The 21,591-nt window shown below is 52.9% G+C and carries 19 protein-coding genes; 8 read left to right on the top strand and 11 right to left on the bottom strand.

Annotated features, from left to right (window positions below):
* Positions 1-14: 14 nt before the first annotated feature.
* Positions 15-992: a membrane dipeptidase gene (locus tag RUE5091_RS21180; RefSeq protein WP_058283935.1), complete on the bottom strand. Its 978-nt coding sequence runs from the start codon at positions 990-992 to the stop codon at positions 15-17.
* Positions 992-2,443 carry an aldehyde dehydrogenase family protein gene (locus RUE5091_RS21175; RefSeq protein WP_058283934.1) on the bottom strand — a complete coding sequence of 484 codons (1,452 nt, stop codon included), beginning with the start codon at positions 2,441-2,443 and terminating at the stop codon, positions 992-994. The genes RUE5091_RS21180 and RUE5091_RS21175 overlap by 1 nt, the downstream gene beginning before the upstream one ends.
* A 107-nt stretch (positions 2,444-2,550) precedes the next feature.
* Between RUE5091_RS21175 and RUE5091_RS21170 the strand changes: the two genes are divergently transcribed.
* A complete protein-coding gene (locus RUE5091_RS21170) occupies positions 2,551-3,447 on the top strand; it encodes a LysR family transcriptional regulator (protein ID WP_058283933.1) in 897 nt (298 codons plus the stop codon).
* A gap of 204 nt (positions 3,448-3,651) precedes the next feature.
* Here RUE5091_RS21170 and RUE5091_RS21165 read toward each other — a convergent pair whose 3' ends face one another.
* The 5 genes from RUE5091_RS21165 to RUE5091_RS21145 all read right to left on the bottom strand — a co-directional run bounded on the left by RUE5091_RS21165 (position 3,652) and on the right by RUE5091_RS21145 (position 7,978).
* Positions 3,652-5,166 (bottom strand): TIGR01777 family oxidoreductase, encoded by a 1,515-nt coding sequence (locus tag RUE5091_RS21165; RefSeq protein WP_082643771.1) that lies wholly within the window; start codon positions 5,164-5,166, stop codon positions 3,652-3,654.
* Positions 5,167-5,174: 8 nt separating this feature from the next.
* The gene (locus RUE5091_RS21160; protein WP_058283932.1) at positions 5,175-5,816 is read right to left on the bottom strand and encodes a DUF4166 domain-containing protein; all 642 of its coding nucleotides are present in this window, start codon (positions 5,814-5,816) and stop codon (positions 5,175-5,177) included.
* A 64-nt stretch (positions 5,817-5,880) separates the two neighbouring features.
* Positions 5,881-6,378 (bottom strand): GbsR/MarR family transcriptional regulator, encoded by a 498-nt coding sequence (locus tag RUE5091_RS21155; protein ID WP_243470849.1) that lies wholly within the window; start codon positions 6,376-6,378, stop codon positions 5,881-5,883.
* 178 nt (positions 6,379-6,556) lie between these two features.
* Positions 6,557-7,105, bottom strand: a complete 549-nt coding sequence (locus RUE5091_RS21150) for an isochorismatase family protein (RefSeq protein ID WP_058283930.1) — start codon at positions 7,103-7,105, stop codon at positions 6,557-6,559.
* 12 nt (positions 7,106-7,117) lie between these two features.
* On the bottom strand, positions 7,118-7,978 hold the full coding sequence (locus RUE5091_RS21145) for a HalD/BesD family halogenase (protein WP_058283929.1): 861 nt from the start codon (positions 7,976-7,978) through the stop codon (positions 7,118-7,120).
* 130 nt (positions 7,979-8,108) lie between these two features.
* Between RUE5091_RS21145 and RUE5091_RS21140 the strand changes: the two genes are divergently transcribed.
* The 7 genes from RUE5091_RS21140 to RUE5091_RS21110 all read left to right on the top strand — a co-directional run bounded on the left by RUE5091_RS21140 (position 8,109) and on the right by RUE5091_RS21110 (position 16,542).
* Complete coding sequence (locus tag RUE5091_RS21140; RefSeq protein ID WP_058283928.1) at positions 8,109-8,978, top strand: LysR family transcriptional regulator; 870 nt, start codon at positions 8,109-8,111, stop codon at positions 8,976-8,978.
* Positions 8,979-9,191: 213 nt separating this feature from the next.
* Complete coding sequence (locus tag RUE5091_RS21135; protein ID WP_058283927.1) at positions 9,192-10,802, top strand: aminotransferase-like domain-containing protein; 1,611 nt, start codon at positions 9,192-9,194, stop codon at positions 10,800-10,802.
* Between the two features lie 181 nt (positions 10,803-10,983).
* A complete protein-coding gene (locus tag RUE5091_RS21130) occupies positions 10,984-12,474 on the top strand; it encodes a CoA-acylating methylmalonate-semialdehyde dehydrogenase (RefSeq protein ID WP_058283926.1) in 1,491 nt (496 codons plus the stop codon).
* A 563-nt stretch (positions 12,475-13,037) separates the two neighbouring features.
* Positions 13,038-13,544 (top strand): TRAP transporter small permease subunit, encoded by a 507-nt coding sequence (locus RUE5091_RS21125; protein ID WP_058283925.1) that lies wholly within the window; start codon positions 13,038-13,040, stop codon positions 13,542-13,544.
* Positions 13,545-13,618: 74 nt separating this feature from the next.
* Entirely contained in the window at positions 13,619-14,668 is a 1,050-nt protein-coding gene (locus RUE5091_RS21120; protein ID WP_058283924.1) for a TRAP transporter substrate-binding protein, read from the top strand.
* A gap of 154 nt (positions 14,669-14,822) precedes the next feature.
* Positions 14,823-16,130, top strand: a complete 1,308-nt coding sequence (locus RUE5091_RS21115) for a TRAP transporter large permease (protein ID WP_058283923.1) — start codon at positions 14,823-14,825, stop codon at positions 16,128-16,130.
* 10 nt (positions 16,131-16,140) lie between these two features.
* Positions 16,141-16,542: a universal stress protein gene (locus RUE5091_RS21110; protein ID WP_058283922.1), complete on the top strand. Its 402-nt coding sequence runs from the start codon at positions 16,141-16,143 to the stop codon at positions 16,540-16,542.
* A gap of 815 nt (positions 16,543-17,357) precedes the next feature.
* On the opposite strand, the gene RUE5091_RS21105 is transcribed toward RUE5091_RS21110, so the two are convergent.
* From RUE5091_RS21105 to RUE5091_RS21090, 4 genes are all read right to left on the bottom strand, one after another.
* A complete protein-coding gene (locus RUE5091_RS21105) occupies positions 17,358-18,224 on the bottom strand; it encodes an SDR family NAD(P)-dependent oxidoreductase (protein ID WP_058283921.1) in 867 nt (288 codons plus the stop codon).
* Positions 18,225-18,363: 139 nt separating this feature from the next.
* Complete coding sequence (locus RUE5091_RS21100; RefSeq protein WP_243470848.1) at positions 18,364-18,654, bottom strand: acyl-CoA thioesterase; 291 nt, start codon at positions 18,652-18,654, stop codon at positions 18,364-18,366.
* A gap of 465 nt (positions 18,655-19,119) precedes the next feature.
* The gene (locus RUE5091_RS21095; protein ID WP_058283920.1) at positions 19,120-20,112 is read right to left on the bottom strand and encodes a C45 family autoproteolytic acyltransferase/hydrolase; all 993 of its coding nucleotides are present in this window, start codon (positions 20,110-20,112) and stop codon (positions 19,120-19,122) included.
* A gap of 8 nt (positions 20,113-20,120) precedes the next feature.
* The gene (locus RUE5091_RS21090) at positions 20,121-21,569 is read right to left on the bottom strand and encodes a biotin carboxylase (protein WP_058283919.1); all 1,449 of its coding nucleotides are present in this window, start codon (positions 21,567-21,569) and stop codon (positions 20,121-20,123) included.
* Between the last annotated feature and the right edge of the window lie 22 nt (positions 21,570-21,591).

Raw genomic sequence — 21,591 nt, 5'->3', positions numbered from 1 at the left:
TCGGCTATGCTCCCTCAGCTTTCTGTTGGCCCGAAGTTATCGCTAAAAAAGCGATACCAGTTGTCGCCCATGATCCCGTCGACTTCATTGGCGTTCAGACCGGTTTTGCCCAGACCGTCCCGGATATTCCCAAAATCGCGGTTGTCCTGAAACCAATTTGGCATGGGCGGGAAACCGGGGGCCGAGGCAGAGCCTTCACCATAGTCGATCTCTTTCGTCCAGCGACCCACGCGCATCCATTCCACGATACTGTCAGGCTGATCCTGGCACAAATCGGTGCCTATCCCCAAATGCTGGGCGCCGTATTTGTCCGCAGTGCGCGCGATCATTTCGCAGAAACTCTCAAGCGTGCAGTCGGACTTGTCCTTGAGGTGATGAGGGTAGACCGAAAAGCCCAGCATCCCGCCGTTTTCCGTAACCGCCCGGATCACCGTGTCCCGCTTATTGCGCAAGGCAGGCGACCATTCGTGCGGATTGGCATGGGTAATGGCAATGGGGCGTTCGGAGAACTCGGCCGCCTCGATGGTTGACCGATCCGCCGAATGGCTCATGTCTACGACTAGGCCAACCCGGTTCATCTCTTTGATGACCTGCTTGCCCATGCGGGTGATGCCGGTGTCTTCGGCCTCGTAACAGCCCGTCGCCAGCAGCGATTGGTTGTTATAGGTCAGTTGCATGAACCGCGCGCCCAGATCGTGCAGGATTTCGACCAGACCGATATCGTCTTCGATGGGCGAGGGGTTCTGGAACCCAAAGAACACTGCCGTCCGACCCGTTTCGCGCGCCACATCTATGTCGCTGGCCCAGCGACCTTTCATTATGAGGTCGGGGTATTGCTCAAACCAACGGTTCCATTTCTCAAAATTCAAAACTGTTTCTCGGAAATTCTCATGGTACGCGATGGTGACGTGAATCGCGTCCACACCCCCTTCGCGCAGTTGACGGAATATCCTTTCCGACCAGTTGGCGTATTGCAGGCAATCGATCAGCATCAATCCGGCTTTCCAGCGCTGATATAGGCGGTCTTGACCGTCGTGTAGAACTCAGCTGCGGCCTTGCCCTGCTCGCGGGGGCCGTAAGAGCTGTCGCCGCGACCGCCGAACGGCACGTGATAATCGGTACCTGCTGTGGGCAGGTTCACGGTGACAACACCGGTGCGGGCGTTGCGGCGAAAATGCGTGGCCCGGGCCAGCGATTTGGTTACGATGCCCGAGGTCAGGCCAAAATTGGTGTCGTTGACGACGCTCAGCGCTTCGTCATAGCTGCCCACCTTGATGACGCTGGTCAGCGGCGCGAACATTTCTTCGCGGTTGATGCGCATGTCGTTGTTGGTGTTCAGGAACACGCCGGGGCTCATGTAATAACCGTTATGCGGCATTTCCAAACGCTGACCACCACAAGCCAGTTCCGCGCCTTCGGATTTGCCCAGATCTACATAGCCCAGATTCTCGGCCAACTGCTGCTGGCTGACGACGGGGCCCATCTGAACCCCTTCCTCCAGCGCGTGGCCCACTTTCATCGCCTGTGCACCCGCGACGAGCTTATCAACAAATGCGTCGTGAATGCCTGCGTGAACCACGAGCCGGGAGGAAGCTGTGCATTTTTGACCCGTGCCACCAAAGGCACCACCCAGGGCCAAAGTTACCGCCAAATCCAGATCGGCGTCGTCCATAACGGCCAGGGCGTTTTTTGACCCCATTTCCATCTGAACCTTGGTCAGGTTTTGGATGGCCGCCGCCGCTATTCCCTTGCCGACCGGCACCGATCCAGTGAAGGAAATCGCGTTGACCTTGGAGCTTTCGACAAGGCGCTGCCCGATCGAACGGCCCGACCCCATCACAAGGCTGAACAGACCCTTGGGGATGTCCTGACGGTTGATGATCTCGGTCAGGGCCACAGCCGAGGCCGGCGTGATGTTGGCGGGCTTCCACACAACCGCGTTGCCGTAACACAGCGCCGGAGCGATCTTCCACGAGGCCGTCGCCGTGGGGAAGTTCCACGGGCTGATGATAGCGACGACGCCTACGGCCTCGCGGCGCACATCAACCTCGATGTCGGGGCGTACGGAATCGGCGTTCTCACCAATCTGGCGGAGGCATTCGGCGGCGTAATAGGTGAAGAACTGACCGGCGCGATACACTTCGCCCTTACCTTCGGCCAGCGGCTTACCCTCTTCCCGGCTGAGCAGAGTGCCCAGTTCCTCGGCTCGGGCCATCAGTTCATTGCCGATGGCATTTAGAACTGCCTGCTTACGTTCAAGCCCATAGGCCTCCCATTCAGCTTGCGCCACGCGTGCTTGATCCAGCGTTGCCTCTAGCTGATCGGCGCTGGCCTGCGCAAACATCCCAACCAGGTCGCTCAGATCAGATGGGTTGCGGTTTTCAATTTCGCTTTCACCTGCCAGCCATTCGCCAGCGATCAGGTTCTTTTGGATGTCAGCCATAGCTGTGTCGCCTCATTAAGAAAGTGTTGATTAGGTATGGACCTTTTTGGCACCATCAATCAAACTAAAATTATTGAACTTTACTTCAGCAAAACTGAAATAAACGGATGACACTCAAAATCGAAATACTTCGCGGCTTTGTGGCAGTTGCACGATGCGGAAACCTGACAGACGCAGCTTTGGTCCTGAAACGGACACCGTCGGCCGTGTCAATGATGATGAAACAACTGGAAACCCATCTTGGGGAGCCGCTGTTCGAAACGGACCGGAAAAACAAACTCACCGCGTTGGGAGAATTCGTGCTCGAGCAATCAGAGCAGGAGGTGCAACATTTCGACAATACGGTTCGTTCTATCGAAAATTTCGCCGATGCCAGCCTGGGGCATGTTCGAATTGCAACCGTTCCATCGGTGGCTGGTACAATAATTCCACAGGTGTTTTCTCGAAAAATCAAGGATTATGACAAAGTTCGCATTGACCTGCGCGATATGGATTCCAAGTCTGTCCTGCACGAATTATCGCGCGGTCGAATTGATATCGGCATCGCAACACTTGGCGTCAACGGATCCAGCCTCCACAGCCGACTTCTGTTGACGGACCGGTTCGGCGTTCTGTTTGCTCCGGATCATCCGCTGGCTAAAGAGAGCGGTCCTATAGGTTGGAAGGCGCTGGAACATGAACGCCTGGTTGCAAATAGCCTGTCCGACGGCATTCCTGGTCCCGAAGCAGAAAAACTGCACGCCAGATCGAAGCTTTCGGCCCATAACCTGACGTCTATTCTGGGGATGGTCAGGGCAGGTATCGGTGTAACCATTCTACCTGAAATGGCTGCAATCTCTTTTGGTCCAAGCGAACTTGTGTTCCGGCCACTGGCGGATGAGATCGTGAAACGCCAAATTCACCTGTTGCGCAAAGCGGGTTCGGCATTGTCCCCCGCGGCACGCAAACTGGAAAATGATATCATTGAAACAGTCGCAGAATTGACGCAAGAGCATCAATTTTGACGATCGGCCATGGGCAGGAAAGATAAGTTTAAGACCAGGACGTCATGCGGCTTTGGTGGCTGAGAACATGGGGCTGACCGCGGCCTCTGAATGTGCCAGAACCTGACAATCGGGCAGCCAAACGGTTTGCTCTCGCCTTGGCATAGTCTACAGCCGTCAATATCCCGGCTTTCACCATCTTCAACGACTTGGGGAAGGATCGGATTAACGCAGGTCCTTATCTGCTCGTCCGAGCCAAATTGCACTATCATACCCATCTTCGTCTGGGTTTCCGTGCGCCCCAGTGATTGCGCGCAGAGCAGGGGCCAATTCCGGATAGACAAAATCAAACCCTTTCCGCCGCAACAGTTCAGGCATTACGCGTTGCCCGCCCAGCATTGTTTCGCGCGCCATTTCACCCCCCAGACCCCTCAGCAGCCATCCGGGAAATTGCAGGAAAGCGGGTCGGTTCAAAGCCTGCGCCAGAGCGCGCGTGAAGTCTATATTGCGAACCGGCTCTGGTGCCGTTGCGTTGACGGGTCCTTTGATATCCTGCCGCGCCATCGTAATGGCGATGACGCGGATCATGTCATCACATTCGATCCAGGACATCCATTGCTGCCCATTTCCCAATATACCGCCACCACAGAACTCAAACGGGGTCAGCAACCGGGCCAACATTCCGTCCTCAACGCCAAGAACAAGCCCAATGCGCAGGGTAACAACCCGAACACCATACGCTGCGATCTTGTTGGCAACATCTTCCCAGCTCTCGCAAACCTGATGAACAAAGGCATGGGTGGGCTGAGAAGCCTCAGTCAGTTCTTCGTCCTGACGCAACCCATACCAGCCAATTGCGGACCCGTTGATCAGGCATTCGGGGTGGTGATCCAACCTTTCAATCACAGCTTCCAGTGCACTTGTCAAATCTACACGGGAATTGATAATCCGCGCCCGCTTCCGGGTGGTCCACAGGCCGTTTGCAACGGGCTCTCCGGCCAGATTGACGATAGCGTCAAACCGGTCGGAATTATGGATTTGGTTCAGACTGCTGATGATCCGCACAGGGTGGGGCACCGCATCGGCATTGCGCGGATCACGCGTCAGAACGGTGACATAGTGCCCACCCATGACCAGCGCCTGCACCAACCGCCGACCGATGAAGCCGGTGCCGCCGGTAACCAAAACGCGCTGCCTTGGGGGCAGGGGAGCAACAAGAGCTAAGGGATTATCTTTCATCAATCGGTCGCAGCGGCCTGCGGCAGTCAAATCACGCATACCAAACAGCACGACACCGATGGCCGAGAAGGTGGCCATGACGGTCCACCAGCCATAATTTGCGGGAACAAGTGCGGTGGGCAAAGCCGACCAGGCCCACAAGTAGGGCGCAGCAAGCGCCAGGATCGCTCCATAGTTCAATGCCAGCAGCGTGTGATTGATGCGTTCGCTGCCCGGCAAGCGACGCGTCATGTCTTCTTCGACAAAATCCCAAAGCGTGATCAATACCTCAAAAGCAAGAAAAACACTCAGGGCAATTGTGAACAACCCGTGGGGTTCGAACCAGCCAAAACTCAAAAAGATCACTGCATAGAGCAGGTTGCGAACCCCGTGCAAGCGCAATTCTGTCTTTTGCGACGGCCGCCAGGCAAGCCGTTCCGTGCCTTCATGATGCACGAGTGTGTCAAACGCCCCCATGAATACCTGAATAGAAATCAACGTCCAAAGTAGAGTGTCGTTCATATCCGTTCCTAACTGTCGTGAAAAATCGCATCCTGACGGATCAGCTCACCGAACAGGCGACTGCGCAGGCTGAGCGAAAACAAAAAGCGCGCGCCACCAAGATCGGTATGCGCGATGGTCAGAACACCCGGGCACACCCATTTCGGAAGCCGTAGCTTTTTGCGCCCAAGTTGAAAAAAGTAGTGATCGCTGTGAAATTTGATACTTGCGTGATCGGCACTGACCTGCAGAGCAATTCCGATCCCGCCCCCGATATATTCTTCGATCCCGGTGGGACCTGCAAAACGTTTTGAGCTGTGAATGACCTGAGGAAACCCGGCGGCACGGCCGTATTGGCGGACCCAGAACTGCCCAAAACCGGCACAATCCTCGGTCACGGTCACAATAGCAGGTTGATCCATGCATGAGGTGTCAAAGGGCAGGGGACCCCCAAACAACCGTGCAAGCTGTGCCACAAGGCGACCTGCCGCGTTCATACGCATCGCAACCACTTTGCCCTGATAGACAACGCTAACACCGTCAGACAGAGCATGGCCAAATCGATGCTGCAACCGTTGGGGCAAAGCAGACCAGGCTTTTCGCCCGACAAGCTCGCGAAAACGGTTATCAGTGGAAATCGGACAATGGGGTGAAAAGTTAACCTGCTTCATGATCCACCTGATACTGGTAATACGGTTATTTCTGTATAAAGAGAAATATGTTGGAAAATTTTTTTTAACTGCCCGTCTTCTTTCCTCCTATTTTCAAAAGGTTAATAACTTTATCTCCCATTTTCATAAGGTTAGACAGTTTCGCTTTTGGGACCGACAGCATTTGATTGGACCATCGATCTGCCGTATTCAGAAAGTCTTGCATGTTGTGCATACGTTCAAGAACAACGGGATGCAGGCCCGGTTCGGACGTGGCCTGAGACACACAGATGTCTAGGGCGCGCATGGCCGGATCGATTTCGCGTTCCTTGCGGCCTTTGGCAATCAGTAGAGCCATCTCCCATACGTCGGTTTCAGCCTCGAAATGTTCCCGTCGGTCGCCGGGTACTGGCACCCGGTGGATCAATCGCCACCCAACCAGTTCCTTAAGCGAGTTTGACACGTTTGACCGGGCAATTCCCAGCTCATTGGAAATCTGTTCGGCGTTCAGAGCCGTCTCACTCAGATACAAAAGCGCATGTATCTGCGCGACAGAACGGTTCACGCCCCATTGGCTGCCCATATCCCCCCAATACAGAATAAATTTGGATTTGGCAGACGATTCGGATAAATCAGTAATTTCTGTCATAACAGAAATAAAGGATATTAATGCACTGAAGTCAAGCTACTCGGCCCGACCATATTTTGACGAAACTTATCTATGACGATGAACCACGCGACGTACTTCATGGTCATGGGCGTTACATGGCCAAAACGTCTTTTGTGGATTTCACCTCTGCGATCTCACCCTCAAGCGTTGCCATACTGACTGAGTGAACTTGATGTGCACTGTGGGACTGCCCATCCGGGCCGGTAAGCCCGTATGTCCAGACCGCATCAGCCGTATAGATTGGCTGAAACCCAAGATCAGCTGCGCTGCGCGTCGTCGATTCCACGCAATGATTGGCGGTCGCACCGCACAGTATGACCCGTTCGACGCCAGCGTCTTGCAAAATTGCTTGTAATGGAGTTCCAACAAACCCGCTGCTGCCAGTTTTGACGACAAGAGGTTCGTCATTAGCCGGGGCGGCGAATGGTTGAACGGCGCATCCTGGGGCATCAGGGTGAAACGGATCATCAGGATCCGTACCATGATGGTGCACGTGAACGATCGTTCCCCTGTCGCTGCGGAATTTTTCCAACAATTGGGTAATGTTGCTTTCCGCTTCCGGGCAAGAGCGTTCCGTACCAGATGCATCCTCGTGCGCCAGCGCCATCTGTACATCTATCACCAGTAGTGCGGTTTTCATCTTTTTCTGTCCTTAGCCTGAAATTCCGGCCTTGCGGCTGGCCAGTATGTCTTCCACACGCTTGCCATAGATGCGAATACTGATCTCGTCATCGATAACGGTTCCTGGCTGCTCGTCATATGTCATGGTGGCCGTAATGCGCGGATGGCTGCCTTCAACCTTGGTCACACCGTGCAACGAATACCCCCCCCGAAACAAGGTCAGCGTTCCCGCCCCGCGTGAGAATGTCTGCGCATGCGACATATCACCGTCCAACAACCGGTCCACGGCCTCTCGGTCTTCATCCTCATCCGTTCGAGAATTCGGCAGAAAGGTGAACTCACCTCCTTTATCAGCGGCCTGCAACAACAGGGTCACCGTGCATTCGCTCGTATCATAATGCCAGGCGTGCCCGCTGCCGGGCTGCAAGGCAACAACGTTGAGCGCCTGAAACTCGTCGGCGCAGCGATACAGCTGATCTTTCATCTGCACCCGCCGCACAAACTCTGTCAGAATTTCCGAATGATACAGCTGTTTTAAGCCTGTCTCAGCTGGTATCTGATCATCCGCAAGCTGCACCGCGCTGTGAATAAATTCCTTCCGGCGCGGATCATTATCTGGCAGCGAAGGATCAATCGCACCTTGGTAAATGTTTCGCTTAACACGCAGGACTTCAGCGGTTGGCAGCAGCGCATTCGCCTCTGCGTTCATCTTGTGCAAGGCGTCCTGACGTAGAAAACATTCCAGATTGCACCATCCCTTGGCTTCAATGCTGTGCTGGCACTCGGCCAGAAATGCTGCACCCGAATTGTTTTCCAGATCGGCAATCGGATAACGATCAAGGTCGATGAAATCCAAAGCGACATCCCGTTGGGCTTGGCTGATGGCAGTCATGATGGTCTCCTCCAAGAAAATGCAATCGGTCAGAAGAACAGTGTCAGGTTTCGATACTATGCAGAGACCCGAAGATCAGATAAAACGAAACAATATGCACCCATGGACATAAAAATTTTATGGAAAAGGAATGCGCCACAACCTGAACCTCAACTGGCTGCGGAGTTTCGAAGCCGCCGCGCGATTGCTGAGTTTCACATCGGCGAGCCATGAGATCGGCCTGACTCAGACGGCTGTCAGCCAGCATATCAAAGCACTGGAGGCGCAGCTTGGCACCAAACTGTTCGTACGCCGTCCAAAAAGTTTGCAACTGACAGATGTAGGCAAAGCCTATCTACCTTCCGTCCGCGAAGCCCTTAGCACGATTGAGATGTCGACCAGCGGCCTGTTCGGTCCTCGTGAGGCAATAACGATCACCGTTCGTGCCTCGATGGCCTTTATCATGTGGATTTCTCCAAGATTGGATGGCTTTCTTCAAACTAACCCCAATACAAGCGTCAAACTGATGACCTCGATCTGGAAAGATTCGTCAGATCAACACCCGGTTGATGTCGATATCATTTTGGCATCCAAAGAGTATGCAGGCCCAAATCTTGAGCCGCTTTCAGTAGAGGCTATTGTTCCAATTTTCAGCGCTACATCCGATGTCGAGATTAAGCGCCCTAGGGACCTGTTGCAGCATCCTTCAATTCACATCCTGGGCTTTGACGATCATTGGGCCCGTTACCTGTCTGCCTTCTCTTTGGAACCGACCAATCGCGGAGCGAAATTGGTAACTGACACGTCCACAGCCGCTATTGAAATGGTTGCCTCCGGATTAGGCTGTGCCGTCGTCATTGAGCGGTTTGCGAAACAGGCGATAAAGACCAAGCAAAACATCCGCATTGTTGGTGAAGCGGCCGCACTAGAACAGTCACACTATCTAGTCCACAGGGCACTCCCCGCAACCGTTCACCCTCAGGTCGAAGCCTTCAATTCGTGGCTTAGACAACAGTTTTGAATTTCGATCTCGAATGCCTATCCTTCGGAAACATTGGGAGAACCCCCATATTTTCCTGTTGATCTTTAGGTGATCTAATCTTGCCCCATTGGTGATAGCGTGAAACGATCGGATTGTAGTCCGAGCCGACATCCAATCGAGAGGTTTCATGGAACAGGGTGGTTTTAGGCTATCACCTGTTATCAGGGAAAGCGTCAGGGCTGACCATGCGCGTTGCGCCTTGTCTGGGGCACCCCAAAGGGCAAAGATTTTTGGGGCTTCAACTATACGACCTGTGTTTTATCAAATGGCCAGTTCATGATGAGCAAAAAGATCCTAACAAAAAATCTCTCGGAGACACCCGAGACCCAGCGTCCGGCGTCAAATCTGGTCAACGTAATGAATATTAACCGTGACGACACACTTGGAATTCGCGATCAGATTCGTGCTGAATTGGCTTACCTGATATCAAACGGAGTATTGCAGAACGGGGCGAAACTGCCGTCCTGCAGGGCGCTTGCGCGGGATCTCAGTGTTTCGGTGAACTCGGTGTTGGGAGCCTATTCCAAGCTGGTAGACGAAGGTACGATCATTTCAAAGCCAAAATCTGGCTACTATGTTTCGCTTAACTTGAACCGGGCACAGGCCCAGACAGATCAGGAAAACAATGCGGAATTTCCAAATATCGTCGAAAGAATAACCCGAAGGCAGCTGCCATCAAAAGCAGGCTGTATCACGCGGCCCGCAGATTGGCCGGACTATCAGTTTCCATTTGTGTGTAATCAGGCCGCCTCGAACCGGTTTCCGTTGGCAGAATGGCGTGAATGTTCGCGTCTAGCGCTGAACATGCGTGACCTTAGCAATTGGACAGGTGACAACCAATATCGGGATTCCGACACATTTATCGAACAAATTTGCAGCCGGCTGTTGCCGCAAAGGGGGATTGTCGCGAAACCTGAAAACGTGCTTGTGACCATGGGCGCGCAGCAGGCCATCTATATCGTGGCGGCATTGCTGCGGAGCTTTGGCCGTGTTGTTGCGATCGAAGATCCGGGATACGCGGACGCGCGCAACATCTTCGAACAAATATTCGATGAGGTAAGGTATATCCCGGTCGACGGCGAAGGCCTTGTCGTAGATGACAGGTTAGCTGGGTGCGATCTGGTCTATGTGACGCCAAACCGCCAGATGCCGACAGTTCTGTCAATGTCCCAGGCGCGAAAGCGGCGGTTGCTGGAAATGGCAAAGAAAGAAGATTTTCTGATTATCGAGGACGATTACGAAGGAGATATGGACTTCGATGAGAACAGTCTGCTTCCACTGTATAGCGGTCATTCTCAGGGGCGAGTCATCTACACTGGCAGCTTGTCCAAAAGCTTGGCTCCGGGATTGCGGCTGGGCTATCTGGTCGCTCAGGAATCCCTGGTCCAGGAAGCGCGCGCCCTGCGCGGTATGATGATCCGCCATCCTCCCCACGTGATTCAACACACCGCATCGCTGTTTCTACGTTTCGGTCACCACGAAACGCATCGGGCAAAGCTGCATCAAATTTTCAATGAACGCTGGCACGTTGCATCACAGGTCATTCAGGAGTTATTCCCTGACTTCGAATTGCAATACGAATATGGCAGCACGAACTTTTTTTTCCGAAGCGTGCAGGGGCTTAACGCGCATCAGATCGCCGAAGCCGCGCGCCAAAGGGGCGTGATTATCGAACCTTCAAGTGTCTGTTTTTCTGATAAAAACAAAGGCGATATAACCTTCAGGCTTGGCGTATCCGCCGTTCCGGCGGGTCAAATTGAGCAAGGCCTTCGCACCTTGCGCAGTGCTATTGATACGCTCTGACTGTACCCACAATTAAACCAATCTGTGTCTATCCAACAGACCGACAGGCTTACCCTAATTAAGGGGCAAGACCATTCGGGCTGGTCTGATCAAGTCACTTGCCCACGCGAAAGCAAGTTCTTCTTTTGTTTTGAATCACCTTGCCCACAGGTCCGTCAGGTTGAAAATCAGGAGGTGGCTGATGATTATTCTGGGGCATTTTGTTTCAAACGAATTTTGGCCAGGTGTAAGCAACAGAATTTCCGAAATCAGAAACCCAGCGACCGGGGCCGTAACGGGAAAGGCTGCATTGGCATCCATAGAAGACGTGGACACCATCGTTAAGACTGCTGCGCTGGCGGCCCCGGCCTGGGCTGCCACCCCGCCTGCCAGCCGCGCAACGATCATGTTCGAGTTTCGCGACCTTTTAACAAAACATACCGATGAGTTGGCAGAGTTGCTGTCGTCGGAGCACGGAAAATCTCTGCCGGATGCAAAAGCTGAGATTGCACGCGGCATTGAGGTCGTGGAATTTGCTTGTGGCATTCCTCAGCTTCTGAAAAATGAGCATTCAGAAATTGATGCAGAAGAAGTAGCCAGTTTTTCCGTCAGACAGCCGTTAGGAGTAGTCGCAGGGATAACGCCGTTCAATTTTCCTGCAATGATCCCGCTGTGGATGTATCCGGTTGCCATTGCCTGCGGGAACACATTTGTCCTGAAGCCCTCGGAAAAAGATCCATCCGTGGTAATGCGCATTGCAGAGTTGTTTGCGCAGGCGGGACTGCCACCCGGGGTTTTCAATGTTGTGAACGGCGACAAAGTCGCTGCGGACGCCCTTTTGAACCATCCACAAGTCGAAGCAATCAGCTTTGTCGGCTCAACAGCAATTGGCCAACATATATACGCACGAGGCTCAACGAACGGAAAACGTGTTCAGGCGCTATGCGGCGCAAAGAATCATCTGGTGGTCATGCCGGATGCGGATTTGGACCGGGTAACGGACGCGCTTATTGGCTCAGCCGGCGAACGATGTATGGCTATGTCGGTTGCCGTGCCCGTTGGTGAAGACACTGCAAATCGCCTGATCGAAGCTCTTGTACCCAGAGTGCGGGCCATGAAGGTTGCCCCGTTTACTGACCCGTCCTCAGAGCTTGGTCCGGTGATCAGCAAACAAAGCTATGATCGTATCCATACCTACATAGAACAGGGCCTTGATATGGGAGCCGAACTTGTCGTCGATGGGCGCGACATCACTTTGCAAGGATACGAAGACGGTTATTTCATCGGCGGATGCCTATTCGACCATGTGACGGCGGATATGCCCATTTACAAAGATGAAATCTTTGGGCCTGTGCTTTCAGTGGTGCGTGTCGCCAGTTATGAAGACGCAGTTGGTCTGATAAACGATCATGAATTTGGAAACGGTACGGCGATTTTTACCCGCGAAGGCGACGCTGCGCGTGATTTCTGGGCGCGAGCGCGCACAGGTATAGTCGGAGTAAACGTGCCAATCCCGGTTCCGGTCGCTTATCATTCCTTCGGAGGGTGGAAGCGGTCCTTGTTCGGCGATCATCACATCCACGGCATGGAAGGAGTGCGATTCAATACCCGGCTCAAAACCATGACATCCAGATGGTCATCCGGGATTCGTACGGGCGCTAAATTCAATTTTACCGACGGTAAAGATCTCTGACCCAATGCTTGGATTGAGCGACTGTCATTAGAACTCTCGCACTGAGATGCTGAGGCGCCATATCATATTCTGGCAAATTTTTCACACGAAGCTGATCCCAAAGATTGCGTAAAATTGTTGACACGTGGCTATGCAAAATCTGTGCTGCATCCTGGTCTTTTTCTGAATCTCATCTTTAGAACGCATCAAGACGCCGAAGAACCACCGCAGGGACGATCCTTTGAATCGATGTTCGCCAGACTAGCGCTAACTGTTCCCATCTACACTAAAATTACCCGCTTGATTCTAACTCGTAATTGATAATTATCATTATTTTACAATACGGTAAACATTGCACTGATCTGTGCCCATATTTTCACCGATCTGTGCCTTTCGCTTATTGGCCTGCATAATCTTAACTTGACGCAAGGGGGACGATGCAAGCCTTCTGCGAAATGAGGGGTTGCGCCTACTCTCGTATGGAACGCATCATATTCCTTCAGGGAGAACAGAGCGGGGCCTGTGGAATCGTTGCAGCACCTTGTTCAAAATAGGCATTTTCACGGGGAGGACACAGCGTGCTGATGCGAGGACTTGACGCTCTTACAAGGGCCATATCCGAATTCGCGGGTTGGATCGGATGGTTTTTGATTTTGTATTGTATGGCGTTTGGCGTCTCAGACGTTTTCATGCGCTACCTGCTCAACAATCCGTCGCAATGGATCGGCACCACTTTGCAAGCCGCTATGGTGCTCTTGGCATGTGTGGGCGGGATCTATTCGCTTCAGCATGACAGCTTTGTGAAGCTCGATCTTTTCTATGCAAATGCAACGACCCGCAAGAAAGCCATTCTGGACGTTCTGACGGCGCCCATCGCAATCCTCTTTCTGGTCACTCTGATCTGGAAAGGGTACGAGGCGGGCCAGCTTTCTCTGATGCTCAATCAGTGGACGCCAACCTCGGTTCCGATTCCGATCTATCCCATCAAGTTTGCAATCCCTCTCGCCGGATTCTTTGTTCTGCTGATCGTCATCAAGAAGCTGCTTGTGGACTTGCAAACAATCTTCGGCGGCGAACCAGATGAGGCGTAAGCCGGACTTCGGTCACGTCCTTATCTGAACAAGTTCAAATCAAAAAATCATCTCTACAAACAAGGAGGATACAAATGAAACTAGAAAAATCCATAAAGACAGCCTTTTGGGCCGGTGCTCTTGCCACCAGCGCAAGCGTTGCTTTCGCTGCGGACGGCCCGCCGGATGAGGTTACCGAATGGGTTTTCCAACCGGCATTTGACCAAACGGACGCCGGTTGGGACAACGGTCTGATCCCATGGGTCGAAGCTGTCGAAGAAGCGACCCAAGGAACGGTTAAAATCCGTGTCGAGCCTGCCGGTGCGCTGGTGAGCGGTGCCGAAGCCTTTGCGGCCGCAGCTGCGGGCCAAACCGATGGCTATGCCGGTTGGGGTTCTGTCTATGGCGGTGACATGCCGGAAGGCATGCTGGCTTTCGGCATGGCGATGGGTGCCAATAACACCGAGGAAGCATGGGAAGTAATGTGGGGCAACCCTGACTATCGCGTTGGCGATATCGTTCAGGAAGCAGCACATGCACGTAACCTGCACTGGGCTGGCTGGACCAACCAGGGTCCGAACGCAATGTTCACCAAATTCCGGGTCGAAAAAATGGAAGACCTGGAAGGGCACAAAATGCGTGCAGGTGGTCCTCAGGCGATCTTCCACTCGACCATGGGCGGTGCTCCGGTTTCCATGAACGGTGGTGAAATCTATACCGCCATCAAGCTGGGAACGATCGAAGGCACCTACTGGGATACCGGCGGGATTGACGACATGTCCTTCCAGGAAGTGATCGACTACGCGATCATGCCCGGTTGGAACCCTGCACAGCACCAGGAAATCTTCATCAACCTGCAAAGCTGGAACGCCCTGACAGACTGGCAGCGCGAGCAAATCGACGGGATTTTTGAAGAAACGTACTTCCAAACCAGCCAAATGCATGCGGATGGTGTTGAAGAAGCACTGCAAATCCTGCGCGATGCCGGTGGCGAAGTGATCACGTTGAGCGACGAAGAAGTGGCAAGAATGCGTGAAAAATCCATCGCAGAAGTTTGGCCGCAAGTTGCTGCCGCGTCTAAGGGGAACGCCAAAGGCGTCGAGATCTACAAGAAGTATCTCGAAGATAAAGCCGCAGGGAACTAATCCCCCTTTAATTCGTCAGACATGACGCAAAAAAATTCCACTGGCTTGTAAACCAAGCCAGTGGTCCCCCAGACAATGCCGCCATCAATACGGCATTTGGAACCGCGCATATGCCGACGTTCTCAGGCTGCCACGTGCTAAGGAAAGACAAAAAATGAGCCTTGAACTTATCACAGCGCTGTACTTCATAGTGCTATTCGCCATTCTTTTCATGGGTTTGCCGGTCTCATTTGGCCTTGGCGGTACAGCAGTATTGTTCGCACTGATCATAGAACCCCGCGCACTTTTGTCAGTGCCAAGTGCCTTCTATTCGACTCCATGGAGCTCGATCCTGGTGACAGTGCCGCTCTTCCTTTTCATGGGGTCCCTGATACGATTTTCCGGAATAGCCGAGGCCGCCTATGACGCTGTCTATAAGCTGATTGGACACATTCCCGGTGGATTGGCGATGGGTACGGTTCAGGTTTGTACAGTTTTTGCGGCCATTACCGGCATCACGCCGCCCGCAACCACGACCATGGGGCAGATCGCATACCCATCCATGATGCGATATAATTACGACCGTAGGATCGCCATCGGGTGTATCGCGGCAGGTGGCGCCCTAGGCGCTTTGATCCCGCCAAGCGTGCCGTTCATTTTCTACGGTCTTTTGGCAAAAGTCTCCATTGGCGACCTGTTTATGGCCGGTCTGATGCCGGGACTTATGCTAGCACTCTTCTACACCATCTACATTGGTGTTCGTTGCCAATTTCAGCCGGAACTCGGGCCCGCCCTGCCGTCGGATGAGAAATTCACTGCAGGAGAGAAACTCAGCGCCGTTCTGAGCATCTGGCCATTCGCGCTTTTGATTGTGATCGTGCTGGGTGTTATCTGGGGTGGTATCGCAACACCGGCCGAGGCTGCTGCCTTTGGTGCTGCAGGTGCTTTCGTCATCAACTTTATCTATGGCAAGCTGACCAAGGCCGTTCTGGTTGAATCCCTGGTTTCGACAGTGAAGCTCAGCGGAATGGGCCTGTGGATCCTGATTGGCGCAACCGTTTACCTCAACGTGTTCAACACATTGGGCAGCCAGGACCTACTGACCAATCTGGTTCTGTCCATGCCTGGCGGTAGCACTGGCATCTTGCTGATGATGATGCTGATCATCCTGATCCTGGGTATGGTAATGGACGACTGGGCCATCATCCTGTTGTGCACCCCTCTATTCATCCCGATCATTGACGAATTGGGGATCGACAAACTGTGGTTCGGTGCCTTGTTCATCGTAAACATCCAGATCGCCTATCTGACCCCTCCGTTCGGTTTCGTTCTGTTCTGGATTAAGGGTGTTCTACCCAAAGACGTGAGCATGGGTGATGTTTACAACTCGGTTGGTCCCTTCGTTGTTCTGCAGTTTGTCGGCCTGACGTTGATCTTCATCTTCCCGGAAATCGCCACCTGGCTGCCTAACGCGCTGAAATAGAGGATATCAAATGTTCAAACATATACTTGTTCCAGTCGCACCCGGGCATGAAAAGGAATATTCGGAATCCATTGACGCAGCACGCAAACTGTTGGCAGAAGGTGGTCGAATTTCGATTCTGTCCATTATGGAAGAGCTTCCTTCTTACATGGTCTCATACTTTCCCAAAGATCAGTTTGAGAAAGCTAGCAAAGAACTGTCGGGCACTTTGACGGAAGAATTCGGATCGGATGTCGATATCCATGTGGTGTCCGGGCATACGACAAATACGATCTTGAACTGGCAGGAAAAGCACAAGGCAGACTGCGTTGTTGTTTCATCGCACCGACCTGGACTGTCTGATCTGTTATTGGGATCAACGGCCGCAAGGGTGGTACGTCACTCGAATTGCAGTGTTGTGGTCCTGAGATAAGCTGAAAACTTTATAGGCCGATCACTTAGGTCTGTTCCAAAACCAGAGGTCTCCGGTTCTAAGCTGAACCGGAGACCTTAGTATTTTCAGGTCGGGACATCTGTAAGGAGTGCAGACGCATCAACAAGCTATGGATGACTTTTTTAACATAATGTTCATTACCCGCCGAAGCGTTCGGCCAAAAGATGCTGGAGAAATTGGGTCGAGTCCCCTTCCCTCAAAGGCAATAGGAGTCGCGGTTCAGGTATCGCTCACACCGCCTGAACGGAACCCCGAGAAAGTGCCTCGGATGGCAAACTCCAACCGAGGCATTCAGAGATGAACTCATGAAGCTGAGATAGCGGGAACCGTCGCAACAACCCTTGAGACTTCTAGCAAAGTTAAAATGTCACCCGCGAACAATTCAGGAATGTCCCTTTCCTCGCCCATATTAAGGAAGAACAGGAAAAAGGCCCGATCAAAACCACAGTCAAACTAGAATGCGATCGAAATGGTCATCGCAAGAACGGGCGCAGAAACAATGGCTAGAACACACTCGCGGAAAGAAAACGCAAAGCCATCCAGAGCTACGATATATGAAGTCTCGCCCTGTCAGGCTTTGCTAAACAAGTGACATTCCAACTTGGTTGCAACATCATACCCAGAACCAACCCGAGCCACGGTGAGAAGGTCGTAAAGAACATTCGCCGTGCGATCCGCAAACAGTATTTCGCAGAAGAATAGATCAGATGTGTTCAATGCTTTTGGGGAGTTGTGAATCAATTAGCCTAGCGGAAATCTATAGGTCCTGAGCTTTGTCCCTAAGTTCACATCGGTCAAACCCCGATGGGCGCACCACCAGCAACCGGCAAAACGGCACCTGTAATGTAAGCAGACTCCGGCCCTGCCAGAAAAGCAACAGCGTTGGCTACATCTTCAGGATCTCCGGCACTCCGCAGTGCGACATTTGCGTATCTGCGCTCCTTCACTTCTTCGATTGAAAGGTTCAGATTTGCAGCAATTTTTTTGTTAGCCAGAATGTGCATTTCAGTATTGATGTATCCTGGGCAAACAGCGTTGCACCGAATTCCGTCTACGCCATATTCGGCGGCTATGGTTTTGGTAAGGCCAATCAGCCCATGTTTCATCGAAGTATAGGCGCCAAACCCCGCTTCGGCCCCAAGGCTTTTGGTCGATCCGATGTTGACTATCGATCCGGATCCGGTCTTGCGCATTTCTACAATTGCGGCTTTGGACAACATGGTTGGACCTAGCAGATTTACCAGAAAACTATCCTCCCACTGACTGGGTTCCGTATCAAGTATGTTGGCTGATCCGGCGAGAGATCCGGCATTGTTAACGAGTATGTCCACCCCGCCAAATCGGGCTTTGGCAAACTCAATGCAGCGCTGCACATTTTCTTTCTTGGTGACGTCCGCCATAAAATATGCTGCTGTGCCGCCAGATGCCTTTAATTCACTCACCGCCAGAGCAAGCAACTCCGCCTTACCAATAGCTCCGTCGGGCGTTTCAAGAGGTTCGTCGATATCAGTGAGCACAACAGCAGCGCCATCTTGTGCCAGCCTCCAAGCGATAGCCCGACCAATGCCTCCTGGTGCAGATGTACCTGTGACAATAGCGACTTTTCCAGTTAATGTGACCATTTCGGAGCTTTCTTTCTTACCAGGCAACGACACTTGCATCAGATATTTTGATTAGATGATCGGCGTTTGTCTAGAATCTGAGCAGTGCCCCAAAAATCCAGATGCAGCAAATGCCTGACCTCGTCGGCTGCGACGATAATCGAACATGTGCGGATACAAACTTTCATGACCAAACTGGTTACGAGCTTTCAAAGACAGGGCGTGGAATGCCGTTGACGTCCAGAGCAACGAAAACGAAGTCAGCATCGGTGACCTTTTGGGCTTTGTCTGAATACCACGGGCGCGCCCAGGCGTCGACATGAACGCATATGGAGGTTCGTCCAACTTTGCGCAATGTAGCGTATAGTGTAACTTCGTCACCTACTTTGATGGGGCGCAGAAACTGCATAGCCTCTACAGATACTGTAGGTCCACGGCCCTGCGAAACACGCCCTGCCATGTTGCCGGCAGCAAGATCCATCTGCGACATCAGCCAACCACCAAAATATTCCGAGACGGATTTGTGTCTGCAGGCATAGCGATTGTGCGTATCACCAGAACACCTTCGTCCTGTTGCCGGCCATGCGATCCCAACCGTTGACCCTTCGCCAGAGTATTATCCGTGTCATTGCTAATATTTTATGCGCCTATGGGAACCGAAACCTAATTCTAAACGGCTCAACGACCAACAATGCAAATCATTCCAAAAGAGCATTGTTGCACTTACTGAACTCGCCACGTTGTTGGAAAGATTGTCCCCTTTTCACACAAATTTCGGAAACAGGTTTGCTACGCACGAAATTTCGATCCTAGCGCCAGTCGAATTGTTGACGAATTGACTTTCGGGGTACAGCAAATAGCTTAGATACTGCGCATTATTTGTTCCTTGCCAAAGTCAGTGAGCGAATTTCGCGTTTGCGCCTGAATCCTACAAATTTGAGGCGATGTACCAAGTCTACAACTCGGCATGCAGCTCTCTTGTGGGCAAATGAACATAGCGTGCACTTTCCTTAAAATTGTCTAGCGACAGGTCCCAGCACATCCCAGGCCAAACTAGTTGCAGTTGCTTTGCTGCTGGCCGGTAGACAGCAGTATAAAGCGTGCCAAAGCCCGAGTTGAAGGCCGTGGAGTAAAGCGGCGGGCGCAGAAAGGCGTCGATGAAGCGCTTTTCACTTTCAGGGTGCTGATTGAGACGGTTTAACAGAAACCTCTCCCGCTCGACAGTCGCTGTAAAACGTGCGTGCTTGGACCATTCGACATGGCCCTGATGATTGGTTGCCACCGGCACGTTCGAGATTTGTGGGTGCCGGTCGGGGGCAAGGTAGACCGTGCTGTAGTTATACTTCGCATCCAGAAGGGTGACGTTATAGCTCATGTGGCAGGGAATGCGGCACAGGCAGTCGACCGCCTGCTCTGTCGTTTCGCAGGTTTGCAGCACATAGCGCAGGATCAGCGGCACACCGAAACCGTCGCCCACTTCACGCCTACCGCCAAAGGTAAGCGAAACCGTCAGTCCTGAGTCATTGATACCGTCGAGAAGACCCAACACACCATCGCTCATTCCAATCACGCCACGTCCGTCCCAGTGGGTTTTCAGCACGGCGGCGTCAAAGGTTTTTGGATGATAGTCGTAGTTGCGCACCAGAAATGGTGTCTTGCCCCGCCATACCGCCTGACTGCAGCCCGAAAGGTATTTCGGGGGGCAATAAAAGCTGAGAAACCGCGCTTGACTGTCACTGCCCCCGACCAGTTCGACAACCTCTTCATAAAGCGGCAGAATCTCGGGCATGTGCTTTTGCAGCGCGCGTAGGCATTCGCGATAGGTGGGGCGGGCCGAATACCCCTCTTGCGCCCACCACTTGTGATAGGCGGGCCAGTATTCGGCAAACAGCCCGGCCAACTTGGGGCCGGGCTGTTCTTCGTCGATTGAGCGAAATACAAGCGCCATGGAGCTTTCTACATGATTTTGAACGCGGGGTCTTCCATCGGTTGGGCGGCGGGCAGAGGCTCGGCCGCATAGGCCGACGTGATGCCGTGTATCCACTTCTTAGACTTGTCCGTCAGTTTGAAGCCCTTGGTCATTGACCGGCCGCGCGTCACCAGAATCCCCAGATCAGCACCTTCATAGCGGTAGTCGCCGACATTCGAGATGCGTAGGAAGAAAGCCTCATTCTCTCCCACCGCCCGGCGGTGATAGTCGAACCGGTCGAACACCACACGGCCATCCTCGAGCATCTTGTAGATGCCCGACTGCGGGGCCTGCGTGATCCGATCAACGCTGTCATCGGTGTGTTTGATAACCATCTGTGACCAACTGTCGATCATGTCCGGGTCGGCCCAGCGGGCATTGAGCTCTTCAACATCCAGATCGAACGGTTTTTTCGAAAACTCCAGCAGATGAAACAGGAACAGCGGCGCGTCCGCATGGGCAAAGGCTGCGTGGTTGGTCATCGAACTGGCACCGGTGATGCGGGGGTTCAGTTCGCCCAACCACAGCTCGTCGGTTTTCTTGTCGATAAGGAAATCGAGTTCGAAATAGCCACGATAGCCGGATTTGCGTAGCTCTTCACCGAACTCGAAGGTCAGTCGCCGCGCCTGCTCGCGGGCTTTCGGGGGGAACGCGGTCGAGAAAATTTCATTCCCGCACCAGCCCCCGCGATAGGGGGTGAGTTCCTTGAAGCCCACAAGTTCGGTCATCAGCGGGCCCACTATTGTTCCCTCCGAAGTGGCACAGGCCTCAATCGCTGCCCCACGGCAGTCAATCCGCTTCATGATCTTGATTTCGCCTTCGCCGACGATCTCGTGTTCGTGCTTTTTGAAATCGATTTCAGACTTGATGAAAAACGTTGTGTGGCCACTATCGCCAAAGGCCGATTGCAGTACCAGATCATGGCCTAACCCGGCTTTTTCGCAGATCTTACGCAGGTGGTCATAGCTTTTGACGACGCTCAAGGTGTTGGGCACCGAGGGCACGCCCGCCTTGTTGCCGATGCGCACGGTTTCAATCTTGTTGTCGCATTTCGTGCGCAGCTTGGCCTTGGGGAACCACAGCTGTCCGCCCAATTCCTTGACCAGCTTCTCGGTGGTCTCATCGAACATCAGGAAGACAAATTTCGGCTTGCCGCCGCGCCGTTTGATCAGGTCAATGACCTCTTTGTGCTGCAGCAGGTAGTTGTTGATATCCTCAATCGACTGAAACTCATCATGTGGCATTTCCGAGGGTACGAACACGTTCGGATGTCGCCCGTCAAAGCAATCCATGTAGCAGATATAGGTGAAATTCATCACCCATTCATCCAGCCCCAACAGGTTGAAATTGGTCGCAGACACAAAATAGATCGGGTCCTTGTTGGTGTGGAAATAACGACGAATTTCCGAGATGTTCTTGAGCACCTTCTTTGGCATGTTTGTTGTCCTCCCTGACCCC

Origin of the sequence: Ruegeria denitrificans (assembly GCF_001458295.1) — a bacterium.
GTDB classification, from domain to species: domain Bacteria; phylum Pseudomonadota; class Alphaproteobacteria; order Rhodobacterales; family Rhodobacteraceae; genus Ruegeria; species Ruegeria denitrificans.
Note: the sequence above shows the minus strand (reverse complement) of the source record. Positions and strands in the feature narration are given on the sequence as shown.